Origin of the sequence: Sulfitobacter dubius (genome assembly GCF_900113435.1) — a bacterium.
Classification (GTDB): domain Bacteria; phylum Pseudomonadota; class Alphaproteobacteria; order Rhodobacterales; family Rhodobacteraceae; genus Sulfitobacter; species Sulfitobacter dubius.
Map to the genome: position 1 here is coordinate 208,971 of NZ_FOPG01000002.1, position 23,820 is coordinate 232,790.

Here is a 23,820-nt window from a genome sequence, read left to right on the forward strand (position 1 = left end):
CTTCATTCCACCCTGCTTGCCAGCGCGTTCACCGCCGCCACGGTGATCGCCGAGCCGCCCAAACGCCCCTGCACGATCATCGAAGGCACTGGCAAATCCTGCATCAACGCCTCTTTTGATTCCGCCGCGCCGATGAAGCCCACGGGGCAGCCGATGATCGCCGCCGGGCGCGGGCAATCGGGGTCTTCGAGCATGTTGAGCAGGTGAAACAGCGCCGTCGGCGCATTGCCGATGGCCACCACTGCACCTTGCAGATGCGGCCGCCAAAGTTCCAGCGCGGCGGCTGAGCGGGTGTTGCTCATCTTCGCAGCCAAGTCCGGCACCGAAGGGTCGCGCAGGGTGCAGATCACGTCATTCTCGCGTGGCAAGCGTTTGCGGGTGATGCCTTCGCTGACCATATAGGCGTCGCAGAGGATCGGCGCGCCGTCTTCCAGCGCCGCCCGCGCGGCCACGGCCATGCCTTCGGAAAAGCGGATGTGTTCCTCCAGCCCGACCATGCCGGCGGCGTGGATCATGCGCACGGCGACGATCTCTTCTTCGGGGGTGAAACGCGCTAGCGCCGCTTCGGCGCGGATGGTGGCAAAGGACTGGCGGTAAATCTCGGCACCGTCGGTGATATAGCTATGGGGCATCGGCGGACTTTCTAAGGTGAGAGGCGATGGCGGCGGGGGTTAGCCCGCGCAGATCAGGGGCCGCATCGGCGCGGCCATTGCGGATGAGGTCATATTGGTCCGGCGCAGTGGCGGTCAGGGTGAAGTCCGTGGCGCGCGGCGCGGCGCAGCCCTTGGCGCAGCCGGAGACATGCAGGCGTTGCCCCTTTGGCACCACGGCAGCAAGGTGCCGCGCCAGCCCGCGCGTCTCGCCCCGGCCCTGTGCGCAGCCGGGTGCGCCGATACAGGAGACGACGCGCAAGAGCGGGTCGGCGGCATCGGTGATGAGGCTGGGCAAGTCGGGGAGTTCGGTGGCACCTTCGATCAGCACCATCCGCCACGGAGTCAGACGCAAAGGGCCGAGGTCGGCAAGGGCGGTGAGCGTTTCCGCGTCCATCTGACCAAAAGCGCAGGCGACGAGCGCGCCTGCTGGATAAAGGCCGAGCGTCGGTGTGCTGAGGCCGCTTTGACGGGGATGGTCGAAACCCGTTGGCAGGGTCGCCCCCGTCTCCAAAGTGCGCGCGGCGCGGGTGGCCCCCTGCGCGCGAACCCATGCGGCCAACGCGATGGCCTCAGCCACGGCGGTATCGCGGGAAACCGGTTTGCCCAATGCCGCCCCCTCGGCGCAAAGCAAAAGCTGCCCGCCCGCCGAGCGCTCAAAGCGAATGTCGGCGGGGTCTGCCTGCAACACCGGTTGCGCCCCAGCATCGACCGCATAGCCGAATTTGCTGGAGACATCGGGCAGCGCGTGGCTCTGCGCGGCGCCGGTCAGTTGCCGGGTCAGATGATCCGTATCATCACCCGCCTGCCAGAAGGGCGTCACCATGAGGTTGCGCCGTCGCTCGGTGTGCTCGTTGGCGTCGATCAGCGCCAACGCGCGAAGCGCGTCAATCAGCTCCTCATGCCGTGCGGGATCAATCCCGCGCAGTTGCAGATTGCCCCGGTTCGACAGGTCAAGTATCCCGTTGCCATAGCGCAGCGCCAGCTCCGCCACGCCCCGCGCTTGAGCCGGGGTCAACCGCCCCTGCGGCACCCTGAGGCGGACCACCAGCCCATCGCCCGACAGCATTGGCCGCAGCGCGCCGGGGCACCAGCCCTTGATGACGGGTGCTAGGCTCACTCCACCCCGTCCAACGCGGCTGAAATCGAGTTGCGGCGGGTCACCCAGAGCCCCGCCTCGCGCAATGCGGCGAAACGGTCGCGCATGGCCTGCAAGGCGGCGGGGTTCTCGGCCTCCATAAAGGCCACCAGATCGTCACGCCCCAGCGTTGCGTCGAAATAAAGGTCAAAGAGATGCGCAGGCACTTCGCGGGTCAGATGCGCAAAGGCAGCAAGGTTGTCGAGCGTCGCTGCCACCTCTGCCGCGCCGCGAAAACCATGGCGCATCATGCCGCTGGCCCAGCCGGGATTGGCCGCACGGGCGCGGACGACGCGGGCGATTTCTTCGGGCATCGACCGCGCGCGCGGGCTGCCTGCGCGGGTGTGGTCAAGGTGGTACATCGCGGGCTTCTGCGCGCCCAGATGCGCCATCGCGGCGGCAAAGCCGCCTTCGTGGCTGGCATAGTCCGAGGCGAGCAGGATATCGCTTTCGGCCAAGTCCTGCACATGAGCAAAGCCATCGGCGCGGTGCAACTGCGCCTCCAGCGCGGCGCGGTCCTGATGCGCTTCGCCTTTGGAGTTGATTGCCCATTCGGAGCCGCTCAGCCACGCCTCTCCCGCCGCGGCGCGACCGGCGTCGGAATAATCCTGCAAAGCCGCTTCCATGTTGACGCCGTAAAGGCCCGGCTTGGGGCCAAAAACGCGCGGCGTGCGGGTGAGATAGGGGTTCATATCCGGCGCTTCTTCACGTTCAGTCAATGCTGCGGCGCCTGCCTCGAAGATCTGCCCCAGCCCCGGAAACACATCCCGGAACAGGCCCGAGATGCGCAATGTCACGTCAATGCGCGGACGGTCCAGCAGGGTCAGTGGCAGCACCTCAAAGCCCGAGACACGTTCGCTGCCGTCGTCCCATTTCGGCGCAAGACCCGCGAGATGCATCGCCATGGCGACCTCTTCGCCTGCCGTGCGCATGGTGGCCGATCCCCAAAGGTCAATCACCAGCCCCCGCGGCCAATCGCCGTTGTCTTGCAGATGCCGCCTAAGAAGCTCCTCGGCCAGTTTCACGCCCTGCGCATGGGCGGCCCGGCTGGGCACGCCGCGCGGATCAACGGCATAGAGGTTGCGCCCCGTGGGCAGCACATCCGACCGCCCGCGATAGGGCGAACCCGACGGGCCAGCAGTAACGCGCCGCCCCGCAAGCGCGGTCAGCAGCCCGTCCCATTCGCCCTCCCCCGCGCCAAAGATGTGCAGGCCATCGCCGTATTGGCTTTCTTTGATGTCGCAGACAAAGGCGTCGATCCGGGTCAGCGCCTCGGCCGAGGAACTGGCGGCATCGAGGCCAAGGTCATCTTCGACCCCCGCCGCCTGCGCCTCGGCGCGGATCGTGTCGACCAGCCGGTCGCGGCGCGATGGGTCGAGCCCATCGGCGGTGGAATATTCGTCCAGCAGCCGTTCCAGCCGCAAAAGCCCCTCGGGCGTTTCGCTGTCTTTCAGCGGCGGGGGCAGATGGCCGAGCGTCACCGCGCCGATGCGCCGCTTGGCCTGTGCCGCCTCCCCCGGATCGTTGACGATGAAGGGGTAGATCACCGGCAGATCGCCGGTCAGCGCCTCAGGCCAGCAATCGTTTGACAGGGCCACGGCCTTGCCCGGCAACCATTCCAGCGTGCCATGCGCGCCGACATGCACCAGCGCGTGATGCCCCTGCGCGCGCAGCCAGAGGTAGAAGGCCACATAGGAATGCCGCGGCGTGCGGGCGAGGTCATGATAGCTGTCTTCGCGATCCGTCAGATCGCCGCGCTCGGGTTGCAGCGCGACGAGCGCGTTGCCGCAGGCTTGGGCCGCGAAGTGAAAGGCGCCGTCCTGAGCCAGCGGGTCATCCTCGGCCTGCCCCCATGCCTGCGCGAGGTCATCGCGCAGCGCCTGCGGCAGGCTGGCCAGAGCGGCACGGTAGTCAGCCAGCGGCCATGAGATGCGCTGCTCGGTGAGGCTGCGGCCAAAGCCGATCTGCGGCGTGACGCTATAGCCTTCGCCCGCCAGCCGCATCAGCATGTCTTCGACGCTGGCCAAAGCATCCAGCCCGACCGCGTGGGCCAGTTGATCGCCCCGCCCCGGATAGGTCGAGAGCACCAGCGCCAGTTTGCGCTCCGCGGCCGGGCTCTGCGCCAGCCGTTGCCAGCCCAGCACGCGGGCGACGACAGCCTCGATCCGCGCCTCTTCGGCGCGGTGAGCAAAGCGGGAGTATTGCAGATCGGGATCGCGCTTTCCGGGGCTCTTGAAGCTGACAACGCCGCCGAAGATGCGGCCATCGACCTCGGGCAGGACCACATGCATCGCCAAATCGGCGGGCGAGAGGCCACGCTCGCTTTCGTCCCAATCGCGCCGCCGCGCGGTGGAGAGGGCCACCTGAAACACCGGGCAGCCCGGCGCATCGAGCGGGGAGGTGCCATCATCGCCGCGCCCCGAAAAGGCGGTGGCGTTGACGATGGCCACGGGCTTCATCGCCGCCAACGCATCGTCCAGAAAGCTCCGCGCGGGATCGGATTTGAGCGAGGGCACGAAAAGCCCGATGGCGTTCAGTCCCGCCGCCCGCAACGCGCGGATCAGCGCGTCGACAGGCGCAGTATCGGCGGCTAGAAGGTAGCTGCGGTAGAAGGTAACGGCGACGGTATCTCCTGCCACGTCGGCAAAAGACACCACGCCCTGATCGGGGGCGTAATAACCGCAGTCAGGCACCGTTTTCGTGCCCATGACGGGGCCGGCATAGAAGCCCGCCGCCAGTGCCATCTGCGCCAGTGCGGCCTGCGCCGCCACCGGGCCGCCCGCGTCACAGAGATGCGCAAGACGGCGAATCGTGGAAACCGGCAAAGTCGAATGGGCGTCCAGCCCCGGATCTTCGCGCCCATCGGCGGGCAGCACGGCCAGTGCAATGTCATTCCGGCGGGCGAAATCTTGGACCTGCATGATGCCGTAGGGCCAATAATTCTCGCCCCCGATAAGGCGGATCAGGATGCCCTTGGCCCCGGTCAGCGTCTGTTCGATGTAGTTGTCGACCGAGGCCGGGTGCCGCAGCGCCACGAGGTTGCACAGCCGCAGCGAGGGCAGCTTGCCCTCCTTGCCGCCGCCGCGATGCCAGCCTGCCGCGAAAGCCCCAAGGTCACTGTCGGAAAACGACAGCACCACCAGATCAGCGGGCGTTTGACCCGGATCATAGGGGGTGTCGGTATCCTCCAACCCGTGGCTTTCGCGAAAGACGACATGCATGCGCGGTTAGGCTCCCAATACGTCGCGGATCGCGGCGAGATTGATGTCGTCATGTTCAGCGATGACCACCAAATGCCCCGCGCGCGGATCACTGCCCCAAGGGCGGTCGAACTGCTGACGCACCCGCGCGCCCACGGCCTGCACCAACAGGCGCATCGGCTTGCCCTCGACCGCGACATAGCCCTTCACGCGCAGGATGTTCTGCTCGCGCGCGAGCCGCTCGATCGAGGCGACCAGCGCATCGACATCCGCCACTTCCGGCATCGGGATCACCACGGTTTCGAAATCGTCATGCTCGTGATCGTCGTGGCCATCATGATGCGAGGGGCGCGCGGCGAGATCGTCTTCGGCAGCGGCGTTGAGGCCCAGCACGACCTTGGGATCAATCACGCCTTCGGTCATCTCAAGGATCGGGATCTCACGCGGGCTTTCGTCTTCGATCACCTTGCGGGCTTTGGCAAGCCCATCGGGACCGGCCAAATCGGCCTTGGACATCAAGATGATATCGGCGCAGGAGATTTGATCTTCGAATACCTCAGAGAGCGGGGTTTCGTGGTCGAGGCTGTCATCGGCCAGACGCTGCGCATCTACCGCAGCGACATCAGCGGCGAAAGTGCCCGCCGCCACGGCCTCGGCATCGGCCAGCGCGATCACGCCATCGACGGTGATCTTCGAGCGGATCGCGGGCCAGTCAAAGGCCTTAAGCAGCGGTTTCGGCAGGGCCAGCCCTGAGGTTTCGATCAAGATGTGATCAGGGCGGGTCGGCAGGGCCATCAGCGCTTCGATGGTCGGAATAAAGTCATCTGCCACGGTGCAGCAGATGCAGCCATTGGCCAGCTCGACGATGTTTTCAGCCGGGCAATCCTCAATGGCGCAGGATTTCAGGATGTCGCCATCCACGCCCACGGTGCCGAACTCATTGACCAGAACGGCAAGGCGACGTCCGCCTGCATTGGTCATCAGGTGGCGGATCAGCGTGGTTTTACCTGACCCGAGAAAGCCGGTGATGACGGTAACGGGAATTTTGGCGAGATCGCTCATGAGGAAGGCTCCTGCGGCAGGGTCAAAGGGGGGATACGCGCAAGGCTTTGCTTGCGAAAGATGACCGGGCGTTCGCGCCATGGCACCAGCCCGTCTTGGGTGGCGGCATAGGCGGCGGCTCCGGCAAGGATGTCGGCGGCGTCTTCCTTGGTCAAGCGGCCATAGACATAGGACCATTTGCCCGGCGCAGACAGCGCCACGGCGGCCCCCTGCGAACAGGCGGAAAGACATTGCACCGGCACGATGGTCACGCCCTCGGGCGCGCCTGCGGCGTCGAGGGCGGCGTGAAGCTGCGCGCCGGGGCGCGGGGCGTCTTCCTCCAGCACCTCACCGGCGCGGCAGGTCATGCAGACATGTAGAGTTGCGCTCATTGATCTTGTCCCATCGGGTTATGCGTGCCGGGTATGCGCTCCGGCGCGCTATGAAAAGGGGAAGCGGGGCGATTATTCAACTGTCAGCACCTCGCGCGCGGTAATCGGCGCACCGTTTACCGCCAAGGGGCGGTGGTCATTGGCGTTAAGCGTGACCTCTACCGTGACCTCGCCTTTGGGCAGATTGGGCAGATGCAGCCATGGGCCGTAGAGCCGCCCGATCTTGGCACCGTTGACATAGACATGGGCATGGCCCTCGCCCGGTTGGTTGTCCCCGCTGGCGTTTTGCGGGGCAAAGGCGAAGCCGTCGGTTTCCACGAAAAGGTTATGGCCTGACATTGGGTCAGGTGTCACGCGGACCGCGAGGCTGGGGGCGTCTTCGGCGGCGAGGGCGATGGGTTGGCCGTGCATCCGCGCGTGGTCTGCGCCGCCGTGGTCCATCCCGCCATGGGCGGCAGAGTCGCCATGGTCATGGCCGTCGAAGGTCACCCCGTTGCTTGCGGCGATGGCAAAACCGATGCCACCGCCAAAGACCAACCCGATGGCGAAAAGCGCCAGTGATCTGTCCATCCTGACCTCCCTCAGGCGCTGCGCGCGCCCTCACGTTGCCAAAAGAACCCGGCGAAACTGCCCAGGAGCACCCATGCGGCAAGGCCGATGCCAAGCGCCCGAGCGGCGAATAGTGCGCCGATTTCGGTGGGCACCGGGCCGCTAAAGCTGTCGGGTTCCGGTGCGCCGACGACATGCGGGGCCATCAGCAGCACCGCCGCGCCGATCCACGCGCCCCAGCCAGTGCCAAAGGCCAGCAGCCAGAGCGCCACCAGCGCCGCCCCGGCGGTGGCGAACCACCAGATCTGCCGTGAGGTGATGTCTGCGGCGGCCACGCCGGGCACCTCGGGCGCAAGGCTGAACCCCGGTGCGAGGTGGAAGGCCACGAAGCCCGCCACCCCCCAAAGGATGCCCCAGCGGCCATCAATCACCGCACCGCGCTCTTCGCCAAGGCTCATCGCGGCGAGCAGGATTAGCGCATAGGCGGTATAGGTCAACATGGTGAAAATCAGGCTCAGCCCATCGCGTACGGCATCGAAACCGGGCAGATCGGGGTGCGCAGATACGGCGTCCGCACCAAAATGCACCAGCGCGCCAGTCTCATAAAGCTCGGCATGAAGCAGCACGGGCTGCACGAAATAGAGTTGTAGCAGGCCGGTCAGCAAACCGGCAGAGGCCCCTGCAAAGAGGGCGGAAGTCAGAAAACGTGAAAACATCGCAATGATCCTTGGATGCGAAATGATACTCAGCGCCGCGCGAAACGCGGACCGAGGACATTACCCAGCCTCAAGATGTGCCAAAGCCCTCCCGACGCAGCGAACGGCGGGCGCGGGCAAAACAGCGAAAGGCAGGCATTGATAGAAAGGCAGAATCAAAAATAACCGGACTGCGTGATGGCAGCCCGGACCCCTGTGAAACCGAACACGGGCGCTTAGTGGCAGGGAAAGCCTGTCGCGTGGCGCACGTCATGGGCGGCATCATGCAGTGCTGCGGCCTGCACATGGCCGGTCAGCGCCATCAAAGCCACACCCAATACGGCGGCAAACAGCGCCGGTACGAGTTTGCTGCGCGTGGCACCGGCGGTCTTAATCATTGTCGTCATCTTCATTCTCCTTACCGTCACACCCGACGGCATCTAGCGTTTCATTTGCTTGGCAGGTCTCCTGGCTCGCGGGTCGTGGCCTTTGCCCGCCTTCCCCGTCCAAAAGGACAAGTGGCACGAGGGGCATTGGCTCACCGCTTACAGTCGCGGGGGCGGCTTCGGCTTCGGGGTCTTGCGACCCCTTACTGAATTCCCTTTTCGGTCCCACACCCAAAGGCGCTTTTCGGGACACCAAGCGGGTTCAATTACGCATTTTCGACCCTTCATGACAAGCCGCATTTATTCAGTCTGGCAAAACCCTATGGCGCATACATCATCTAGTAGACAAATATGGACCAAACCCCAGCATGCCGGTTGACCCAAAAGCCACGCACGAGGCACATTGTCGGCCAGTTTTAAGCGAAGGGCGGGAATTTATGAACGATAAGACGGTCTCCGCCGGTCGCCCCACCCTGACCGATGACGTTCTGGGCAAGGTTGTGCGCTACGCCCGCTTGCCGCTGTGTATCACCGACCCGACCCTGCCGGACAACCCCATCGTCTATGTTAATGAGGCTTTCACCGATCTCACCGGCTATGGTTTAGAAGAGATCGTCGGCCAGAACTGCCGCTTCTTGCAAGGGCCGGAGACGACACCCGAGAGCGTCGAGATGGTGCGCGAGATCCTTGAGGGCCGCCGGGTCGACACAGTTGGAATCGTGAACTACCGCAAGGATGGAAGCCGCTTTCTGAACGCCCTGCAGTTAGGCCCGATCAATGACGAAGACGGCAATCTCATCTACTTCTTCGGCTCGCAACTCGATGTCTCCGAACGCCGACGGTTAGAAAGCGAGCACCGTAAACTGGCCGATGATGAGTTGCTGCACCGCCTGCGCAATATCGTAAACGTCATGACCGCCATGGTCCGCTTGACCGCCCGGGAAGAGCCAACCCCCGGGGCTTTTGCCGACAAGGTCATTGAGCGCCTTTCCGCATTGGGTGCTGCGCATTTCGACACGATTGGCCGCAGTGACCAGCAAGAGGTGGATTTCGAGACGTTAATGGGGCCGATCATGCGGGCCTATACCTCAGCAACCGAAGAGCAGATCACCCTCTCCGGAGACAACCCGCTGATATCGCATCGGCTTGTCTCACCCCTGACGCTGGCCCTGCATGAACTGGCGACGAATGCGGTGAAACATGGATCGCTCAGCACGGAGAACGGGCAGGTATCGCTGGACATCGCAATCCTTCAAGCGCCTGCACGTCTGCGTTTCGTCTGGCAAGAAATCGGGGGGCCGAGGGTGACCAAATCCGACCGCGACAGCGGGTCGCGGATTATCCAATCGCTGACCCGCGCGGTCGGTGGCACTTTGCACTATGACTGGCAGCCCGAAGGATTGATCGCCACGGCGGAATTCCCGATGACCGCCATGGCGGACGGCTGACCGTTAGACGATCACCTGCTGCGCGGTCTGTTCGCCCACACCGAAAACCCGCTTGTAGCGCGCGATCTCATCCGCCGGGCCCATCGCCTTGTTCGGGTTGTCCGAGAGTTTGACCGTAGGCCGCCCGTTGGCGCTGACCGCTTTGCAGACAAGGCTGAACGGCGCCAGCGCATCGTTCGGCACCAATCCGCGGAAGTCATTGGTCAGCAAGGTGCCCCAGCCGAAGGAGACCTTGGCCTTGCCCGCGAACTGCGCATGCAACTCCTTAATTTTGTCTACGTCGAGCCCGTCGCTAAAGATCACCCGCTTGGTCGTCGGATCCTCCCCCCGCGCGCGCCACCAGTCGATGGCCGTCTGCGCCGCTGTGGCCGGATCACCGCTGTCGACGCGGATGCCGGTCCAGCCCGCCAGCCAGTCGGGCGCGTGGTCCAGAAATCCCTTGGTGCCATAGGTATCAGGCAGGATGATCCGCAGATTGCCGTCGTGTTCGTCGTGCCAATCCGACAGCACGTCGTAAGGTGCGCGGGCAAGCTCGGCATCATCATCGGCCAAGGCAGCATAGACCATCGGCAACTCATGCGCGTTCGTACCAATCGCCTCTAGCTCACGCATCATGGCAATGCGACAGTTAGAGGTGCCGGTGAACGCATTTCCCAGCCCCTCATGCATCGCCTGCACGCACCAGTCTTGCCAGAGGTACGAATGCCGCCGCCGGGTGCCAAAGTCCGCAATCGAGAGGTTATCCACCTCGCGCAGCGCTTCGATCTTTTCCCAGACGCGGGTCATCGCGCGGGCGTAAAGCACCTGAAGCTCGAACTTGCCCATCGGGTCCAGCGCCGCGCGGCTGCGCAGCTCCATCAGCACCGCCAGCGCGGGGATCTCCCACAGCATGACCTCGTGCCACTTGCCCTCAAAGGTCAGCTCATATTGATCGCCCTTCCGCTCCAGATGGTAGGGCGGCAGGCGCATGCCTTCGAACCACTCCATGAAATCGGGACGGAACATCTGGCGCTTGCCGTAGAAGGTATTGCCGCGCAGCCAAGTGCTTTCGCCCCGGCTGAGGCTGAGCGAGCGAATATGATCGAGTTGCTCGCGCAGCTCCCCCTCGTCGATCAGCTTGGCCAGCGGGATGTGGGTGGAGCGGTTGATCAGGCTAAAGGTAACCTGCGTGTCCGGCTTGTTGCGAAACACCGATTGGCACATCAGCAGCTTATAGAAATCCGTGTCGATCAGCGACCGCACGATGGGGTCGATCTTCCACTTGTGGTTATAGACGCGGGTGGCGATGTCGACCATGGGAGGTTCCTTATTGCATGCCCCTTCATGCCAAGGGGGCGGGCAGATGGGCAAGTGGAAAGCGGCGGCTCAGGCCAGCGTGACCCCGGCGGCGCGCATCCCTTCGCGGGATTGGCCAAGCGATCCGTCCAAATCAATCGCGCGGCACAGGTCTTCGCGCACATCGACCTTGAACCCAAGTTTCGCCGCATCCACTGCCGAGAAGTTCACGCAGAAATCCAGTGCCAGCCCGACCATCGTCAGCCGTTCAATCCCGCGGGTGCGCAGGTAACCTTCAAGCCCCGTGGGGGTGCTGTGGTCATTCTCAAAAAACGCCGAATAGCTGTCGATGTCTGGATTATAGCCTTTGCGAATGATCAGATCGGCCCGGTCTGTTTGCAGATCAGGATGGAACTGCGCGCCGATGCTGCCTTGAATGCAGTGATCGGGCCAGAGCACCTGCGGGCCATAGGGCATGGTGACAACTTCATAAGGCGCATTGCCGTCATGCGAAGACGCGAATGACGAATGCCCCGCCGGGTGCCAGTCTTGCGTCAGAACAACCGCGTCAAACTCGGGCATCAGCGCATTGATGCCGCGCAAAATCTCATCGCCTTGCGGCACTTCCAGCGCGCCACAGGGGCAGAAATCATTTTGGACATCGATCACGATCAGGGCATGGGTCATGGGCATTCTCCTTAACGAAAGGGGTAGGGCTGTGCATGGGGTAGGTCAATGGCACGCCCCGGATTGAGCTTTGCGCCCGAAGCGCTTATTTGACGCTCATGTATACCATTGCCGCCCTATATCACTTCACCCGCTTTGAGGATCCCGTCGCGCTCAAGCCTGCGCTGCTGGCGCTTTGCGAGACGCAATCGGTCATGGGCACGCTGCTTTTGGCCCCCGAAGGTGTGAACGGCACCATCGCCGGGCCGCGCACCGGGATCGACGCGGTGATCGCCCATCTGCGCGCCCTGCCCGGCTGCGCGGATCTGGAGTGGAAAGAAGCCACCAGCGACAAGCCGCCCTTTGGCAAGATGAAGGTCCGCATCAAGCGCGAGATCGTCACCATGGGCCAGCCCGATGTCGATCCGCGCGCTAAGGTGGGCCATTACGTCGACCCCAAAGAGTGGAACGAATTGATCCGCTCGCCCGATGTGGCGGTGATCGACACGCGCAACAACTACGAAGTGGCCATCGGCACCTTTGAAGGCGCGGTCGACCCGCAGACCGAAAGCTTCGGCGAATTCCCCGAGTGGTGGGAGGCGAACAAAGACCGCTTCCACAACAAGAAGATCGCGATGTTCTGTACCGGTGGCATCCGTTGCGAGAAATCGACCAATTACCTGATTGGTCAGGGCGTTGAGGATGTCTTTCACCTCAAAGGCGGCATCCTGAAATACCTCGAAGAGGTGCCCGAACAGGAAAGCACGTGGGAAGGCGATTGTTTTGTCTTCGACAACCGCGTCAGCGTTGGCCACGGGCTGCGCGAAGGTCCGCATATGCTCTGTCACGGGTGCCGCCGTCCGATCCTGCCTGAAGACACGAAACACCCCGCCTATGAGGCTGGGGTGTCTTGCCATCAGTGCGCGGACGAGACATCGGACGCCGACAAAGAGCGGTTCCGCGAGCGTCAGCGGCAGATCATGCTGGCGAAAGAACGTGCCGCGCGGGAGCAGGGCTAAACGCCTTTAACGGTCCGACAGCGCGAACCCTGCATAGGCAAAGGGCATTACCGCCCGGCGAAAGCGCCCCAACTCGAACCGCGCAAGCCGTGCGCGCATGGGGGCTGGATAGGGCCGCTCGGGCGTTTTCCCACGGACTAGATCGGCCAATAGCGCGCCGGAATAGCTGCCCATCGCCACGCCGTTCCCGTGGTAGCACAGGCCCGCGAACATCCCCGGCTGATCTGGCACTTCTCCCACAAAGGGCATCCGTTTGCGCGCGATACAGACCATGCCGGACCAGCCGTGCGGCGTTTCAACGTTGCGCCACGCGGGGAACATCGCCTCGAAATCCGCCCGTGCGCGGCGCAGGGCACGCGCCTCGGACGCCGGGTTAGACAGCAACCCGCCACGCACGCCGAACAACATGCGATTGTCGGGCATCAGGCGAAAGTAATGAAGCAGATGGCGGCTGTCATAGCTGGCTTGCTGGCTCGTCCAGCCTTGCGCGGCCAGCTCGGCTTCGGTCATCGGGCGGGTCACGATCACGCTGGACTGCGTTGGCATGTAACGCGCGGCAAGCCACGGCGGCAGGTCTTCGGAGGAATAGCCATTGGTGGCGATGATCACCCGCTCGGCCCGAATGCGGCCCTGCGGCGTCGTGACCTCGAACGCGCCCTCCTGCCTCGTCACCCCGGTGGCCGGACTGTTGTGATAGATCGCGGCCCCCGCCTCTTTTGCGGCCTGCGCGAGGGCGATCACATATTTGCGGGGGTTGAGGCCAAAGCCGATCGGCACGGTGATCGCGCCCTCGAAGCCTGCGTTCAGCCCCTCAGCGGCCAGATCGGCTTTTTCGGTCAGCCGGGCCGTGACGCCGTAATTCTCCGCGTAGTAATCGAGCCTGCCGCGCATCTCTTCGAAATCGCGCGGGCGATGGGCAAGCTGGGTCTCCCCTTGGGAATGCCGATCGACATTGATGCCGCGGGCGGCGATGAAATCCTCCACCTGTCGGATCGCCGCCACCTCGGCCTGCCGCCAGCCAAGCCGCTCTGTCCGCCCGAATTTCCGGTCGAGCGCCGCGTCGTCCAGCATCCCGCCGCCCAAGCAGCAAAAGCCGCCGTTACGGCCCGAGGCGCCAAAGCCCACGCGCTCGGCCTCCAGCACCGTGGCCCCTACCCCGGCCTGCGCCAAATGCAGCGCCGCGTTGAGGCCGGTGAACCCGCCGCCGATGATCACCACATCGGCCTGCGCGTCGCCCTGCTGCGCCGGACGATCCGGCGCGGCGCAGGTTTCATCCCACCAGCACCCCGCGCGGGGTGCTTCGGAATAGGCGAAGGCCGGGTAGATGCGCCTCATGTGGTGGGCCGTTCCGCCGCACGCGTCTCCTCCTGTGCGCGCAGGCTTGAGCGTTTGCTGACCAGCGATGCGGTGATGACCCCCACTGTGACGATGGCGATCATGATCGTCGACAGCGCGTTGATCTCAGGCGAGACGCCAAGCCGGACTGCCGAGAAGATCTTGATCGGCAGCGTCGTCGCCGACGGCCCGGCGGTAAAGGAGGCGATCACCAGATCATCAAGGCTGAGCGTGAATGCCAAGAGCCAGCCCGAGATCACCGCAGGCGCGATGATCGGCAGGGTGACCAGACGAAACGCCTCCCAAGGAGACGAGCCAAGATCAAGCGCGGCCTCCTCCAACGAGCGGTCAAAGGACACCAGCCGCGAAGACACGACGACCGAGACATAGCACATCGAAAAGGTCGTATGCGCCAGCACGATAGTCAGCACCCCCCGGTCCAGCCCGATGCCGATGAACAAGAGCAGCAGCGACAGGCCGGTGATGACTTCAGGCATCACCAGTGGCGCATAGATCATGCCGGAAAACAGCGTCCGCCCCATGAACCGCCCGCCGCGCACCAGCACATAGGCGGCCATCGTGCCCAGCACCGTGGCGATCGACGACGAAATCACCGCAACCTTGATCGTGACCCAAGCGGCATTCAAGAAGGCTTCGTTTTGCAGCAATTCGCCATACCAGCGGGTCGAAAAGCCGGCCCAGACCGTCACCAGTTTAGAGGCGTTAAAGCTGTAGATCACCAGAATGATCATCGGCAGGTAAAGAAAGGCAAACCCCAACGTGAGCGAGGTCACGTTGAACCATGTCATCCGCTTCATTGTTCGGCCTCCGCCTGTTTCTGCTGGTTGCGCTGGAACAGGATGATCGGAATGATCAGGATCAGCAACAAGATCACGGCAACGGCGCTCGCCACCGGCCAGTCGCGGTTGTTAAAGAACTCTTCCCAGAGCACTTTGCCGATCATCAGCGTGCCCGACCCGCCCAGCAGCGAGGGGATCACGAATTCGCCCAAGGCGGGGATGAAGACCAGAAAACTGCCCGCCACGATGCCATTGCGCGACAGCGGGATCGTCACCAGCCAGAAGGCTTGCAGCCGCGAACAGCCCAAATCCTCAGCCGCCTCATTCAGCGATTCATCCAGACGGTCCAGCGCAGCGTAAATCGGCAAGATCATGAACGGCAGGTAGGTATAGACGATGCCGATATAGACTGCCGTATTGGTATTAAGGATCTGTAAAGGCTCTGCCGTTACACCCACCCACATCAGCAATTGATTCAGCAGCCCTTCGTTGCTGAGAATGCCCATCCACGCATAGACGCGGATCAAGAAGGAGGTCCAGAAGGGTAAGATCACCAACATCATCAATGTGGCGCGCCACTCTTCGGGGGCGCGGGCCATGCCGTAGGCGATGGGATAGCCGACCAGCAACGTAAAGGCGGTAGAGATCACCGCGATGCGCAGCGAACTAAGGTATGCTTTCCAATACAGATCGTCAGAGGCGAGGAAGGTGAAATTCTCGAAATCCAGCTGCGCAATCAACGCGCTGATGCCGTCCTTGATGGTCGGCGTATAGGGCGGGATCGCCAGCGCCGTGTCGGACAGCGAGATTTTGAAAACGATCAGGAAAGGCACCAGAAACAGCGCCAGCAGCCAGAAATAGGGGACCGCGATCAGGGCGAAGCGACGCATATTCATTGCGCCAACAAAACGCCTGCGGTGGCGCTCCATGAAATCCAAACCGGGTCTTCCCATGTGATGTCACGCCGCGCGATGCGCCGGGTGTTAGCCGTCTGCGCCTTGATCACCTGCCCGCCGGGCAGTTCGACGTGATAGGTGGAGAGGTTCCCCAAATAGGCGATGTCGAGCACTTTGCCCTGTAGCGCGTTGGGCGCGTCCTCGGGCCGGTCGGTCGAGATTTTTATTTTCTCAGGTCGGATCGCCAGATGGGCCTGCTGCCCCTCGCTGAACGGCAAGGCTGAGGTCGCGGTCAGCGGCGGCTGCCCCTCGATCCAGTTCAGATGGTATTGATCTTGACCGATGGCCTTGGTGCTGGCCTTGATGATGTTCACGTCACCGATGAAGTCGGCCACATAGACAGAATTGGGTGCCTCATAGATCTCGGCCGGGGTGGCCACCTGAATGACGCGGCCCTCGTCCATCACCGCCACGCGGGAGGCAACGGTCATCGCCTCTTCTTGGTCGTGGGTCACGATGACAAAGGTGGTGCCGGTGGATTCTTGAATGTCCATCAGTTCAAACTGGGTATCTTGGCGCAGCTTTTTGTCGAGAGCGCCCAAGGGTTCATCCAGCAACAAAAGCTTCGGAGCTTTCGCAAGCGACCGGGCAAGCGCCACGCGCTGCCGTTGGCCACCGGAAATCTGATGGGGCTTACGGCGAGCGAATTTCTCAAGGCGGGTGAGCTTGAGCATCTCGGCCACGCGGGCCTCAATCGCGTCTTTGCTCATCTTATCACGGCGCAGGCCGAAGGCGATATTGTCCCAAATGCTGAGATGCGGGAAGAGCGCGTAGGACTGGAACATCATGTTCACCGCCCGCTTGTTCGGCGGCACCGGCGCGATGTCTTGCCCTGCCAATTCGATCCGCCCCGATGTCGGGTTTTCAAACCCCGCCAGCATCCTCATCATCGTGGTTTTGCCACAGCCAGAAGGCCCAAGCAGGGCAAAGAATTCCTGTGCGTAGATGTCCAAAGACAAATCGTCGATGGCGACGAATTCACCGAATTTCTTAGTCACATTCTTAAAGCGAATGAGCGGCTTTTCGTCAGGGTTGTTCCAGGGGGCGAAAACGGTTGGGCTCACGATTGAGGCATCCTTTGATCAGGTCGCGAAGGGTAAGAAAAAGGGGTGCGACCAAACTGGCCGCACCCCTTGTTTCAGATCAGGTACCGGACTTGATCTTGGTCCAGAGCCGGGTCACCACGCGCTGAACTTTTGGCGGGTAAGGTGTGGTGGTGAACAGGTTGTCCAACGCCGCCTCAGAAGGGTAGATCGCGGGGTCGCCGATCACATCTTCAACCAGATGTTCTTGCGAGGCTTTATTGCCGTTCGCGTAGTAAACATAGTTCGACGCAGCCGCCATATTTTCGGCGTCCATGATAAAGTTAAGAAACTTATGCGCGCCCTCGGGGTTTGGCGCATCGGCCGGGATGGCCATTTGGTCAAACCACATCTGCGCCCCTTCGGAGGGAGCATTATAGGCCACTTCAACGCCGTTTTCAGCTTCGGCCGCGCGGTCACGGGCCTGCAGAATATCGCCGGACCAGCCGACTGCGACGCAAACGTCACCATTCGCTAGAGCATTGATGTATTCCGAGGAGTGGAACTTCTGGATATAGGGGCGGATCGGCATGAAGACGTCTTCGGCCTTCGCGATGACATCGGGGTCATGGCTGTTGGGGTCTTCGCCGATGTAGTTCAGCGCTGCGGGAATCATCTCGGCCGGGGCATCGAGGAAATGCACGCCACAATCGGCCAGTTTTTCCATATTGGCAGGGTCGAAAACCAGATCCCAGGAGTCGACCGGGGCGTCTTCGCCCAAAACCTCTTTGACCTTGCCGAGGTTTACGCCGATCCCGGTGGTGCCCCACATGTAGTTGATCGAATGTGCGTTGTCGGGATCATATTGTTCGGTCCGCGAGGAGACTACGTCCCACATATTCTCAAGGTTGGGCAGCTTGGAGGCGTCCAGCGGCTGGAATGCCCCGGCAGTGATCTGGCGCTGCAGGAAGGTGCCCGTGGGCACAACCACGTCATAGCCCGACCCACCGGACAGCATTTTGGTTTCCAGCATTTCATTGCTGTCGAACACATCATAGACCAGTTCGATGCCGGTCTCTTCTTCAAATTTCTCCAGCAGGGATTCATCGATGTAGTCGGACCAGTTGTAGACCCGAACTGTTTCGGCAGAAGCGGCACCTGCCATCAAGGTGGCAACGGCGGCGCTGCTTAGTAGCACATGTTTCATATCATACTCCCGTTAGACAGGTCGGGTTGATCCCCACCTTTCGTCAATTTGATCAAGTTTTGCCTCTTCGGGCAAGATGGTTTATGCTTTCACGCAGAAGGAAATGCTGCAAGCTACGGCGAAACAAGATGGAAAGACCGCTCCCATGGGTTCAGAAAAAACCGATTCGAGACTGCTTCCCGCCGCCGACGCGGCAGCCAAGACACCCATCCATCAGCATGTATATGAACGTCTGCGCAAGATGATTCTTTTCGGCGATTTGGCCCCTGGTCAGGGGGTGACGATCCAAGGCCTGACAGCCGCGCTTGACGCGGGCATGACCCCCGTTCGCGAGGCCATCCGCCGCTTGATTTCCGAAGGCGCGTTAACCCATTTGGGCAACCGCCGGGTTACCGTGCCAGAACTCACCCATACGGGCCTTGAAGAACTGGGTTTCATGCGTGAAACGCTAGAGCCGGAGCTGACACGGCGGGCCGCGGAACGCATGACAAAAGGGCGTATGGACGCCCTGAAAGAGTGCGACACCGCGCTGAACCTTGCCATAGACCGGGGCGATGTTGGCGGCTACTTGATGCAGAACTACAACTTCCACGCAATGATCTATGACCTTGCCGAAGCGCCGATCATGGCCGCCACGGTAGATCGGCTTTGGCTGCGGTTCGGCCCTTCGCTGCGGGTGGTCTGTGGGCGCTATGGCACCAGCAATCTGCCCGATAAACACGCAGAGCTTATGGCTGCCTTTTCTGCAGGCAACGTCATTCTCGCCGGGGAGGTCATGGCAGGCGATGTTGCCCAAGGAATGAGCCAAATCCGCGCAGCTCTTGATGGATTGCCCGTTCCGCGTTGATTCGATTGACATGCTATAATTTGATCATATTCTCCGACGAAGCTTAATTTTCACGCAGATAGAAGGTGCGTCCCCATGCCGCCAATCACGAATCACCTCCCCACCGCAGACCTTCAGGCCCTTGATGCGGCACATCACATGCACCCTTTCACCACCAATGACGACTTGGGCAAAAAGGGCGCGCGCATCATCACGCGGGCCAAGGGCATCTATCTGACCGACAGCGAAGGCAACGAAATCCTCGACGCGATGGCGGGGCTTTGGTGTGTGAACCTTGGCTATGGCCGCGAAGAGATGGGCAAAGTAGCCGCGCGGCAGATGAATGAACTGCCCTATTACAACACCTTCTTCCAAACGACTCATGTGCCCGCCATCGCGCTGGCCAAGGAACTGGCCGACCTCGCCCCCGGTGATCTGAACCACGTCTTTTTCGCCGGTTCCGGATCAGAGGCGAATGACACCAACCTGCGCATGGTTCGCACCTATTGGGCGCAAAAGGGCAAACCCGAAAAGAGCCACATCATCAGCCGCAAGAACGCCTATCACGGGTCCTCTGTTGGATCGGCCAGCCTTGGGGGCATGACGCCGATGCACGAACAGGGTGGTCTTCCGATCCCCGGCATCCATCATATCGGCCAACCCGATTGGTACGCCGAAGGGGGCGACCAATCCCCCGAGGAGTTCGGCCTCGCCCGCGCACGTGAGTTGGAGGAGAAAATCCTTGAACTGGGCGCGGATAAGGTCGCTGCGTTCATTGGTGAGCCCGTGCAGGGTGCCGGTGGCGTTGTCATCCCGCCCAGCACTTACTGGCCTGAAATCCAGCGCATTTGTGAAAAGCATGACATCTTGCTGATCGCCGACGAAGTGATCTGCGGCTTTGGCCGGACAGGCAACTGGTTCGGCTCGCAAACCATGGGCATCACGCCGCATATCATGACCATCGCCAAGGGGCTCAGCTCTGGCTATGCACCGATTGGCGGGTCAATCGTTTGTGACGAGGTGGCTGAGGTCATCAACGCCTGCGAATTCAACCACGGCTACACATATTCCGGCCACCCGGTTTGCGCCGCCGTGGCGCTGGAAAACCTGCGTATCATGCAAGAAGAGAACATCATCGACCATGTGCGCGACGTCGCCGCCCCCGCGCTAAAAGAAGCGCTGGAAAAACTGGGTGAACATCCCTTGGTCGGTGGGGTTAACGTCTCTGGCCTTATGGCTTCCTTGCCCCTGACACCGCATAAAGAAAGCCGTGCCAAATTTGCCGCCGATGGTGGCGTGGCGGGGTATACCTGCCGGGAGCATTGCTTTGCCAATAACCTGGTGATGCGTCATGTGGGCGACCGGATGATCATCTCTCCGCCGCTGATCATCACGCCCGAAGAGATCAAGATTTTTGCCGAACGGGCCACCAAGGCGCTGAATGCGACTTATGCGGACCTGAAAGACAAAGACCTGTTGAAAGCAGCGTCCTAAGCAACCGGGCTGCCCTCACGTGGGGCGGCCCGTTACTCTTTGCGTAGGCGTTCCAGCAGCCGGGGAGAGGCATAGCCATCTGGCGCAATCCCCTCGGCTTGTTGGAAGCTGCGCACGGCATTGACGGTCAGCGGGCCTATTTTTGCGTCGATCTTTTGCGTGTCAAACCCGGCTTTGGTCAGCAAGGTCTGCAATTCGATCCGCTCATCAAAGCTCAGCGCGCGGTCTTCACGCGGCCAGTCTTGCTGAAACTCTTCCGCGCCACCGATCCTATCCGCCAGATGGCCCACGCCGATGACATAGGCATCAGCGGTGTTGTAACGCTCGATCACTTCGAAGTTCGGGAAAATCATAAAGGCCGCGCCCTGGGCCCCGGCGGGCAGCAGCACCGACGCCGGACCGTGATCTGCCACCGCAGCGCCGTCCCGCGCGGTCACACCAAGCGCCGCCCATTCCGCCGGGGTTTTGGTGATTTCACGATCGGCCAGCAGGTAGTCAAACCCTTCTGGCAAAGAGACTTCGACACCCCAAGGCTGCCCTTTGGTCCAGCCGAAATGCTCAAGGTATGCCGCCGTCGAGGCCAGTGCGTCAGAGGGATCATCGCCCCAGATATCGCGCCGCCCGTCGCCATCCCAGTCAACGGCATAAGACAAGAATGACGAAGGCATGAACTGCGTATGCCCCATCGCCCCCGCCCAAGAACCGCGCATCTGTTCGGCATCGGTATCGCCAGCCTGAAGGATGCGCAGCGCGTTAAGGAGTTCTGCCTCAAAAAACGCCGCTCGCCGTGCGTCATAGGCCAGCGTCGAAAGCGAATTCATCACGTTATCTCCGCCCCGAAAGCTGCCATAGGCGCTTTCCAGCCCCCAAATCGCGGTGACAATCTCTTTCTCCACGCCGTATTTCGCTTCGATATCTTCCAGCGTACGCTGCCACTGTGCCAGCGCCTTCTGCCCGTTCTGCACCCGCAGGTCCGAGGTCGCGGTATCAAGGTAATCCCAGATCGTCTTGGTAAATTCCGACTGGTTGCGGTCGCGGCGGATCACCTCAGGGTCATAGCTTACCGTATCAAGCGCGCGGTCAAAGACATCTGGATCAATGTTCTCTTGCAGGGCGCGGGGGCGGAATTCTTTTACCCACGCGCGAAGCCCCGCATCGTCACCTATGGTTTCCACAGGTGCATCCTGACCCGCCGGGGTAGAGGAGACGAGCACAACCTCAGACGCACGCGGCGCGGGGCGCGCGGATTCAGACGGGCCGGACCCGAAGGCCGGAACCGCCATACCCGCGGTCGCCATAATGCTTGAAATCATCGCATAGTGCCGGATCATAAACGCCTCGCCTGATAAAGTTGCGGTAAATCCTATGCGTGCCCCGCCCCGGTGGGAAGGGAGGGGCACAAGCATCCGCAAAGCTCCGCCGGTTTGCCGCCTCAGCGGCGGGTGCGGGTCACTTTGCGCTTGATCTTGTCCTTCTTGCGCTTGGCTTTCACGGCCTTGCCGCGCGGGTTGCGCCCTGCCGGGCTACGCCGACCAGCGCCGCCTTGTTTTACCTTCTGATCTTCGATCTCAAGCAGTTCCAGCGCGATGCCCCCGGTCACCGGGACCGCCTCGGCCAAGCGCACGGTCACACGCTGGCCGATGCCGATAATCATGCCGGTATCGGAGCCCATGAGCGTCTGCGCCTCTGGATCATGGTGGAAATACTCGCGCCCCAAAGACCGCATCGGCACCAGCCCATCCGCGCCTGTCTCGTCCAGCTTCACGAAGGCCCCGAACCGGGCGATGCCGCTGATCCGACCGGTGAACTCATTGCCCACACGCTCTGACAAGAAGGCGGCGAGATAGCGGTCGGTCGTGTCGCGCTCTGCCACCATCGAGCGCCGCTCGGTGTCCGAGATATGCGCGCCGGACTGTTCCAGTCCTTCGATCTCTTCCGGGGTCAGACCGTCCTTGCCCCAGCCATGCGCCGTGATCAGCGCACGGTGGACAATGAGGTCGGCATAGCGCCGGATCGGGGAGGTGAAATGCGCGTAAGACCGCAACGCAAGGCCAAAGTGCCCGATGTGCGCAGGGCCGTAATAGGCCTGCGTCAGCGAGCGCAGGGTGCTGATGTTGATCAATTCGGCGTCGTCGGTGCCCGCCGCCTGATCCAGCAGCCGGTTCAGATGCGATGTCATCAGCACCTGCCCCTTGGCCAGCGTCAGCCCGGCCGCCTGCGCCGTCTCGCGCAAGGATTCCAGTTTCTCCGGTGAGGGCTCCTCGTGGATGCGGAACAGCAGCGGCGTTTTCTTTTTCAGCAGTGTCTCTGCAGCGGCGACATTGGCCAGCACCATGAACTCTTCGATCAAACGGTGCGCGTCGAGCCGTTCGCGAAAGTTCACCGACTTCACCTTGCCATCCTCGCCCAATTCGATGCGGCGTTCGGGGAGGTCCAATTCCAGCGGCTGACGCTCCGCCCGGGCCAGCTTCAACGCGCCATAAGCGGCGTAGAGCGGCTTCAGCACCGGCTCCAACAGAGGTCCGGTGCGGTCATTCGGGTTGCCGTCGATGGCGGCCTGCACCTCTTCGTAATGCAATGACGCGGGCGAGCGCATCAGCCCGCGATGGAACGTATGGCCGATCTTGTTGCCCTTGGCGTCCAGAACCATGCGCACGGCGATACAGGCCCGCGGCACACCCTCGTGCAATGAGCACAGATCGCCCGAAAGGCGGTCGGGCAGCATCGGCACCACGCGGTCAGGAAAATAGGTAGAATTACCCCGTATGCGCGCTTCGATATCCAACGCAGAGCCGGGGGTCACATAGGCAGCCACATCCGCGATGGCGACCCAGACAACATGGCCGCCCTCGTTCTTGGGGTCTTCATCCGCATGGGCATAGCAGGCGTCATCATGGTCACGCGCATCCGACGGGTCGATGGTGACAAGCGGCAGATCACGCAGGTCTTCCCGGCCCTTGAGGCCTTGTGGCTTGGCGGCGTCAGCTTGGGCCACCACATCATCGGGGAAATCGTCCGGAATGCCATGCTGGTGGATCGCGATAAGCGACACCGCGCGCGGCTCTGAGGGGTCGCCCAACCGCTCGACGATGCGGGCACGGGGAGAGCCCATGCGCCCCTTTGGTCCGGCCTGCTCGGCCTCGACCAATTCGCCGTCCTTGGCCCCGTGGGTGTGATCCGCACCGACACGCCATTCACGGTCTGCGCCCTTGTCGATCGGCACGATCCGTCCGCCCTCGGCGGCCTTGCGGAAGATGCCCAACACCTTTTTCGGGTTGCTGCCAATGCGGCGGATCAGCCGCGCCTCATAATGGTGTTCTTCGCCTTTCACTAGCGTCAGCCGCGCCAGAATGCGGTCGCCTTCGCCAAGGGCGGGGTCACTCTCGCGCGGGATCAGCAGCACGACGGGCTCTGTCCCCTCGCCGTGCCACTCCATCGGCTTGGCAAACAGATCGCCATCCTTGTTCGGCCCCGTGACCAACAGCACCGAGACCGGCGGCAAGCGATCCGGGTCTTGATAGCTGCGTTTGCGCTTCTCCAGATGGCCTTCGGCCTCCAGCTCTTTCAGCACGCGCTTCAGATCGATCCGCGCCGCACCTTTGATGTCAAAGGCTTTGGCGATGTCGCGCTTGGCGGTCAGCGTGGGGTTCTGTTCGATCCAGTTAAGGATCTCGGATTTGCTGGGTATCTTGCTCATACCTCAGCAGGTAGCACGCAGCCC

General features: G+C 62.2%; 21 protein-coding genes and 1 riboswitch. Of the genes, 4 read left to right on the forward strand and 17 right to left on the reverse strand.

Translation table 11 applies throughout. The features are described 5' to 3' along the window. Positions 1-2: 2 nt before the first annotated feature. The 8 genes from BM229_RS09765 to BM229_RS09800 all read right to left on the reverse strand — a co-directional run bounded on the left by BM229_RS09765 (position 3) and on the right by BM229_RS09800 (position 8,072). Positions 3-632 carry a precorrin-8X methylmutase gene (locus BM229_RS09765; protein WP_093927466.1) on the reverse strand — a complete coding sequence of 210 codons (630 nt, stop codon included), beginning with the start codon at positions 630-632 and terminating at the stop codon, positions 3-5. Further along, positions 622-1,770: a precorrin-3B synthase gene (cobG, locus tag BM229_RS09770; RefSeq protein ID WP_208604056.1), complete on the reverse strand. Its 1,149-nt coding sequence runs from the start codon at positions 1,768-1,770 to the stop codon at positions 622-624. Before cobG ends, BM229_RS09765 begins: the two co-directional genes overlap by 11 nt. After that, complete coding sequence (gene cobN, locus BM229_RS09775; RefSeq protein WP_093927468.1) at positions 1,767-5,009, reverse strand: cobaltochelatase subunit CobN; 3,243 nt, start codon at positions 5,007-5,009, stop codon at positions 1,767-1,769. The genes cobG and cobN overlap by 4 nt, the downstream gene beginning before the upstream one ends. A 6-nt stretch (positions 5,010-5,015) precedes the next feature. Continuing rightward, positions 5,016-6,050 carry a cobalamin biosynthesis protein CobW gene (gene cobW / locus BM229_RS09780; protein WP_093927469.1) on the reverse strand — a complete coding sequence of 345 codons (1,035 nt, stop codon included), beginning with the start codon at positions 6,048-6,050 and terminating at the stop codon, positions 5,016-5,018. Beyond that, complete coding sequence (locus tag BM229_RS09785) at positions 6,047-6,421, reverse strand: DUF1636 family protein (protein ID WP_093927470.1); 375 nt, start codon at positions 6,419-6,421, stop codon at positions 6,047-6,049. The genes cobW and BM229_RS09785 overlap by 4 nt, the downstream gene beginning before the upstream one ends. 72 nt (positions 6,422-6,493) lie before the next feature. Beyond that, a complete protein-coding gene (locus tag BM229_RS09790; protein ID WP_093927471.1) occupies positions 6,494-6,991 on the reverse strand; it encodes a hypothetical protein in 498 nt (165 codons plus the stop codon). 11 nt (positions 6,992-7,002) lie between these two features. Next, on the reverse strand, positions 7,003-7,686 hold the full coding sequence (locus BM229_RS09795) for a CbtA family protein (protein WP_093927472.1): 684 nt from the start codon (positions 7,684-7,686) through the stop codon (positions 7,003-7,005). A 215-nt stretch (positions 7,687-7,901) separates the two neighbouring features. Then, complete coding sequence (locus BM229_RS09800; protein ID WP_082849519.1) at positions 7,902-8,072, reverse strand: CbtB domain-containing protein; 171 nt, start codon at positions 8,070-8,072, stop codon at positions 7,902-7,904. A gap of 34 nt (positions 8,073-8,106) precedes the next feature. After that, positions 8,107-8,323, reverse strand: a riboswitch (cobalamin riboswitch). A 165-nt stretch (positions 8,324-8,488) separates the two neighbouring features. On the opposite strand from BM229_RS09800, the gene BM229_RS09805 reads away from it, so the two are divergent. Beyond that, positions 8,489-9,499 (forward strand): PAS domain-containing protein, encoded by a 1,011-nt coding sequence (locus tag BM229_RS09805; RefSeq protein WP_093927473.1) that lies wholly within the window; start codon positions 8,489-8,491, stop codon positions 9,497-9,499. Positions 9,500-9,502: 3 nt separating this feature from the next. Here the strand turns inward: BM229_RS09805 and pncB are convergent, their stop codons facing one another. Continuing rightward, positions 9,503-10,795 carry a nicotinate phosphoribosyltransferase gene (gene pncB, locus BM229_RS09810; RefSeq protein WP_093927474.1) on the reverse strand — a complete coding sequence of 431 codons (1,293 nt, stop codon included), beginning with the start codon at positions 10,793-10,795 and terminating at the stop codon, positions 9,503-9,505. 69 nt (positions 10,796-10,864) lie between these two features. After that, a complete protein-coding gene (pncA, locus tag BM229_RS09815; protein WP_093927475.1) occupies positions 10,865-11,461 on the reverse strand; it encodes a bifunctional nicotinamidase/pyrazinamidase in 597 nt (198 codons plus the stop codon). Positions 11,462-11,559: 98 nt separating this feature from the next. Between pncA and trhO the strand changes: the two genes are divergently transcribed. After that, on the forward strand, positions 11,560-12,459 hold the full coding sequence (gene trhO, locus BM229_RS09820; protein WP_093927476.1) for an oxygen-dependent tRNA uridine(34) hydroxylase TrhO: 900 nt from the start codon (positions 11,560-11,562) through the stop codon (positions 12,457-12,459). Between the two features lie 6 nt (positions 12,460-12,465). On the opposite strand, the gene BM229_RS09825 is transcribed toward trhO, so the two are convergent. The 5 genes from BM229_RS09825 to BM229_RS09845 form a co-directional block, all read right to left on the reverse strand. Further along, entirely contained in the window at positions 12,466-13,794 is a 1,329-nt protein-coding gene (locus BM229_RS09825; RefSeq protein ID WP_093927477.1) for an NAD(P)/FAD-dependent oxidoreductase, read from the reverse strand. Then, the gene (locus tag BM229_RS09830; protein WP_093927478.1) at positions 13,791-14,612 is read right to left on the reverse strand and encodes an ABC transporter permease; all 822 of its coding nucleotides are present in this window, start codon (positions 14,610-14,612) and stop codon (positions 13,791-13,793) included. Before BM229_RS09830 ends, BM229_RS09825 begins: the two co-directional genes overlap by 4 nt. Next, the gene (locus tag BM229_RS09835) at positions 14,609-15,484 is read right to left on the reverse strand and encodes an ABC transporter permease subunit (RefSeq protein WP_093927479.1); all 876 of its coding nucleotides are present in this window, start codon (positions 15,482-15,484) and stop codon (positions 14,609-14,611) included. The genes BM229_RS09830 and BM229_RS09835 overlap by 4 nt, the downstream gene beginning before the upstream one ends. 2 nt (positions 15,485-15,486) lie before the next feature. Beyond that, the gene (locus BM229_RS09840; RefSeq protein ID WP_093927480.1) at positions 15,487-16,614 is read right to left on the reverse strand and encodes an ABC transporter ATP-binding protein; all 1,128 of its coding nucleotides are present in this window, start codon (positions 16,612-16,614) and stop codon (positions 15,487-15,489) included. A 79-nt stretch (positions 16,615-16,693) separates the two neighbouring features. After that, positions 16,694-17,779 (reverse strand): polyamine ABC transporter substrate-binding protein, encoded by a 1,086-nt coding sequence (locus BM229_RS09845; RefSeq protein WP_093927481.1) that lies wholly within the window; start codon positions 17,777-17,779, stop codon positions 16,694-16,696. 145 nt (positions 17,780-17,924) lie between these two features. On the opposite strand from BM229_RS09845, the gene BM229_RS09850 reads away from it, so the two are divergent. Both BM229_RS09850 and BM229_RS09855 read left to right on the forward strand, forming a co-directional pair. Next, positions 17,925-18,626, forward strand: coding sequence for a GntR family transcriptional regulator (locus BM229_RS09850; RefSeq protein WP_093927482.1), 702 nt, complete (start codon positions 17,925-17,927; stop codon positions 18,624-18,626). 75 nt (positions 18,627-18,701) lie between these two features. Beyond that, positions 18,702-20,099 (forward strand): aspartate aminotransferase family protein, encoded by a 1,398-nt coding sequence (locus tag BM229_RS09855; protein ID WP_093927483.1) that lies wholly within the window; start codon positions 18,702-18,704, stop codon positions 20,097-20,099. A 32-nt stretch (positions 20,100-20,131) separates the two neighbouring features. Here the strand turns inward: BM229_RS09855 and BM229_RS09860 are convergent, their stop codons facing one another. Next, a complete protein-coding gene (locus BM229_RS09860) occupies positions 20,132-21,430 on the reverse strand; it encodes a lytic murein transglycosylase (protein ID WP_093927484.1) in 1,299 nt (432 codons plus the stop codon). Positions 21,431-21,531: 101 nt separating this feature from the next. Beyond that, positions 21,532-23,796 carry a ribonuclease R gene (rnr, locus tag BM229_RS09865; RefSeq protein ID WP_093927485.1) on the reverse strand — a complete coding sequence of 755 codons (2,265 nt, stop codon included), beginning with the start codon at positions 23,794-23,796 and terminating at the stop codon, positions 21,532-21,534. Positions 23,797-23,820: the final 24 nt, after the last annotated feature.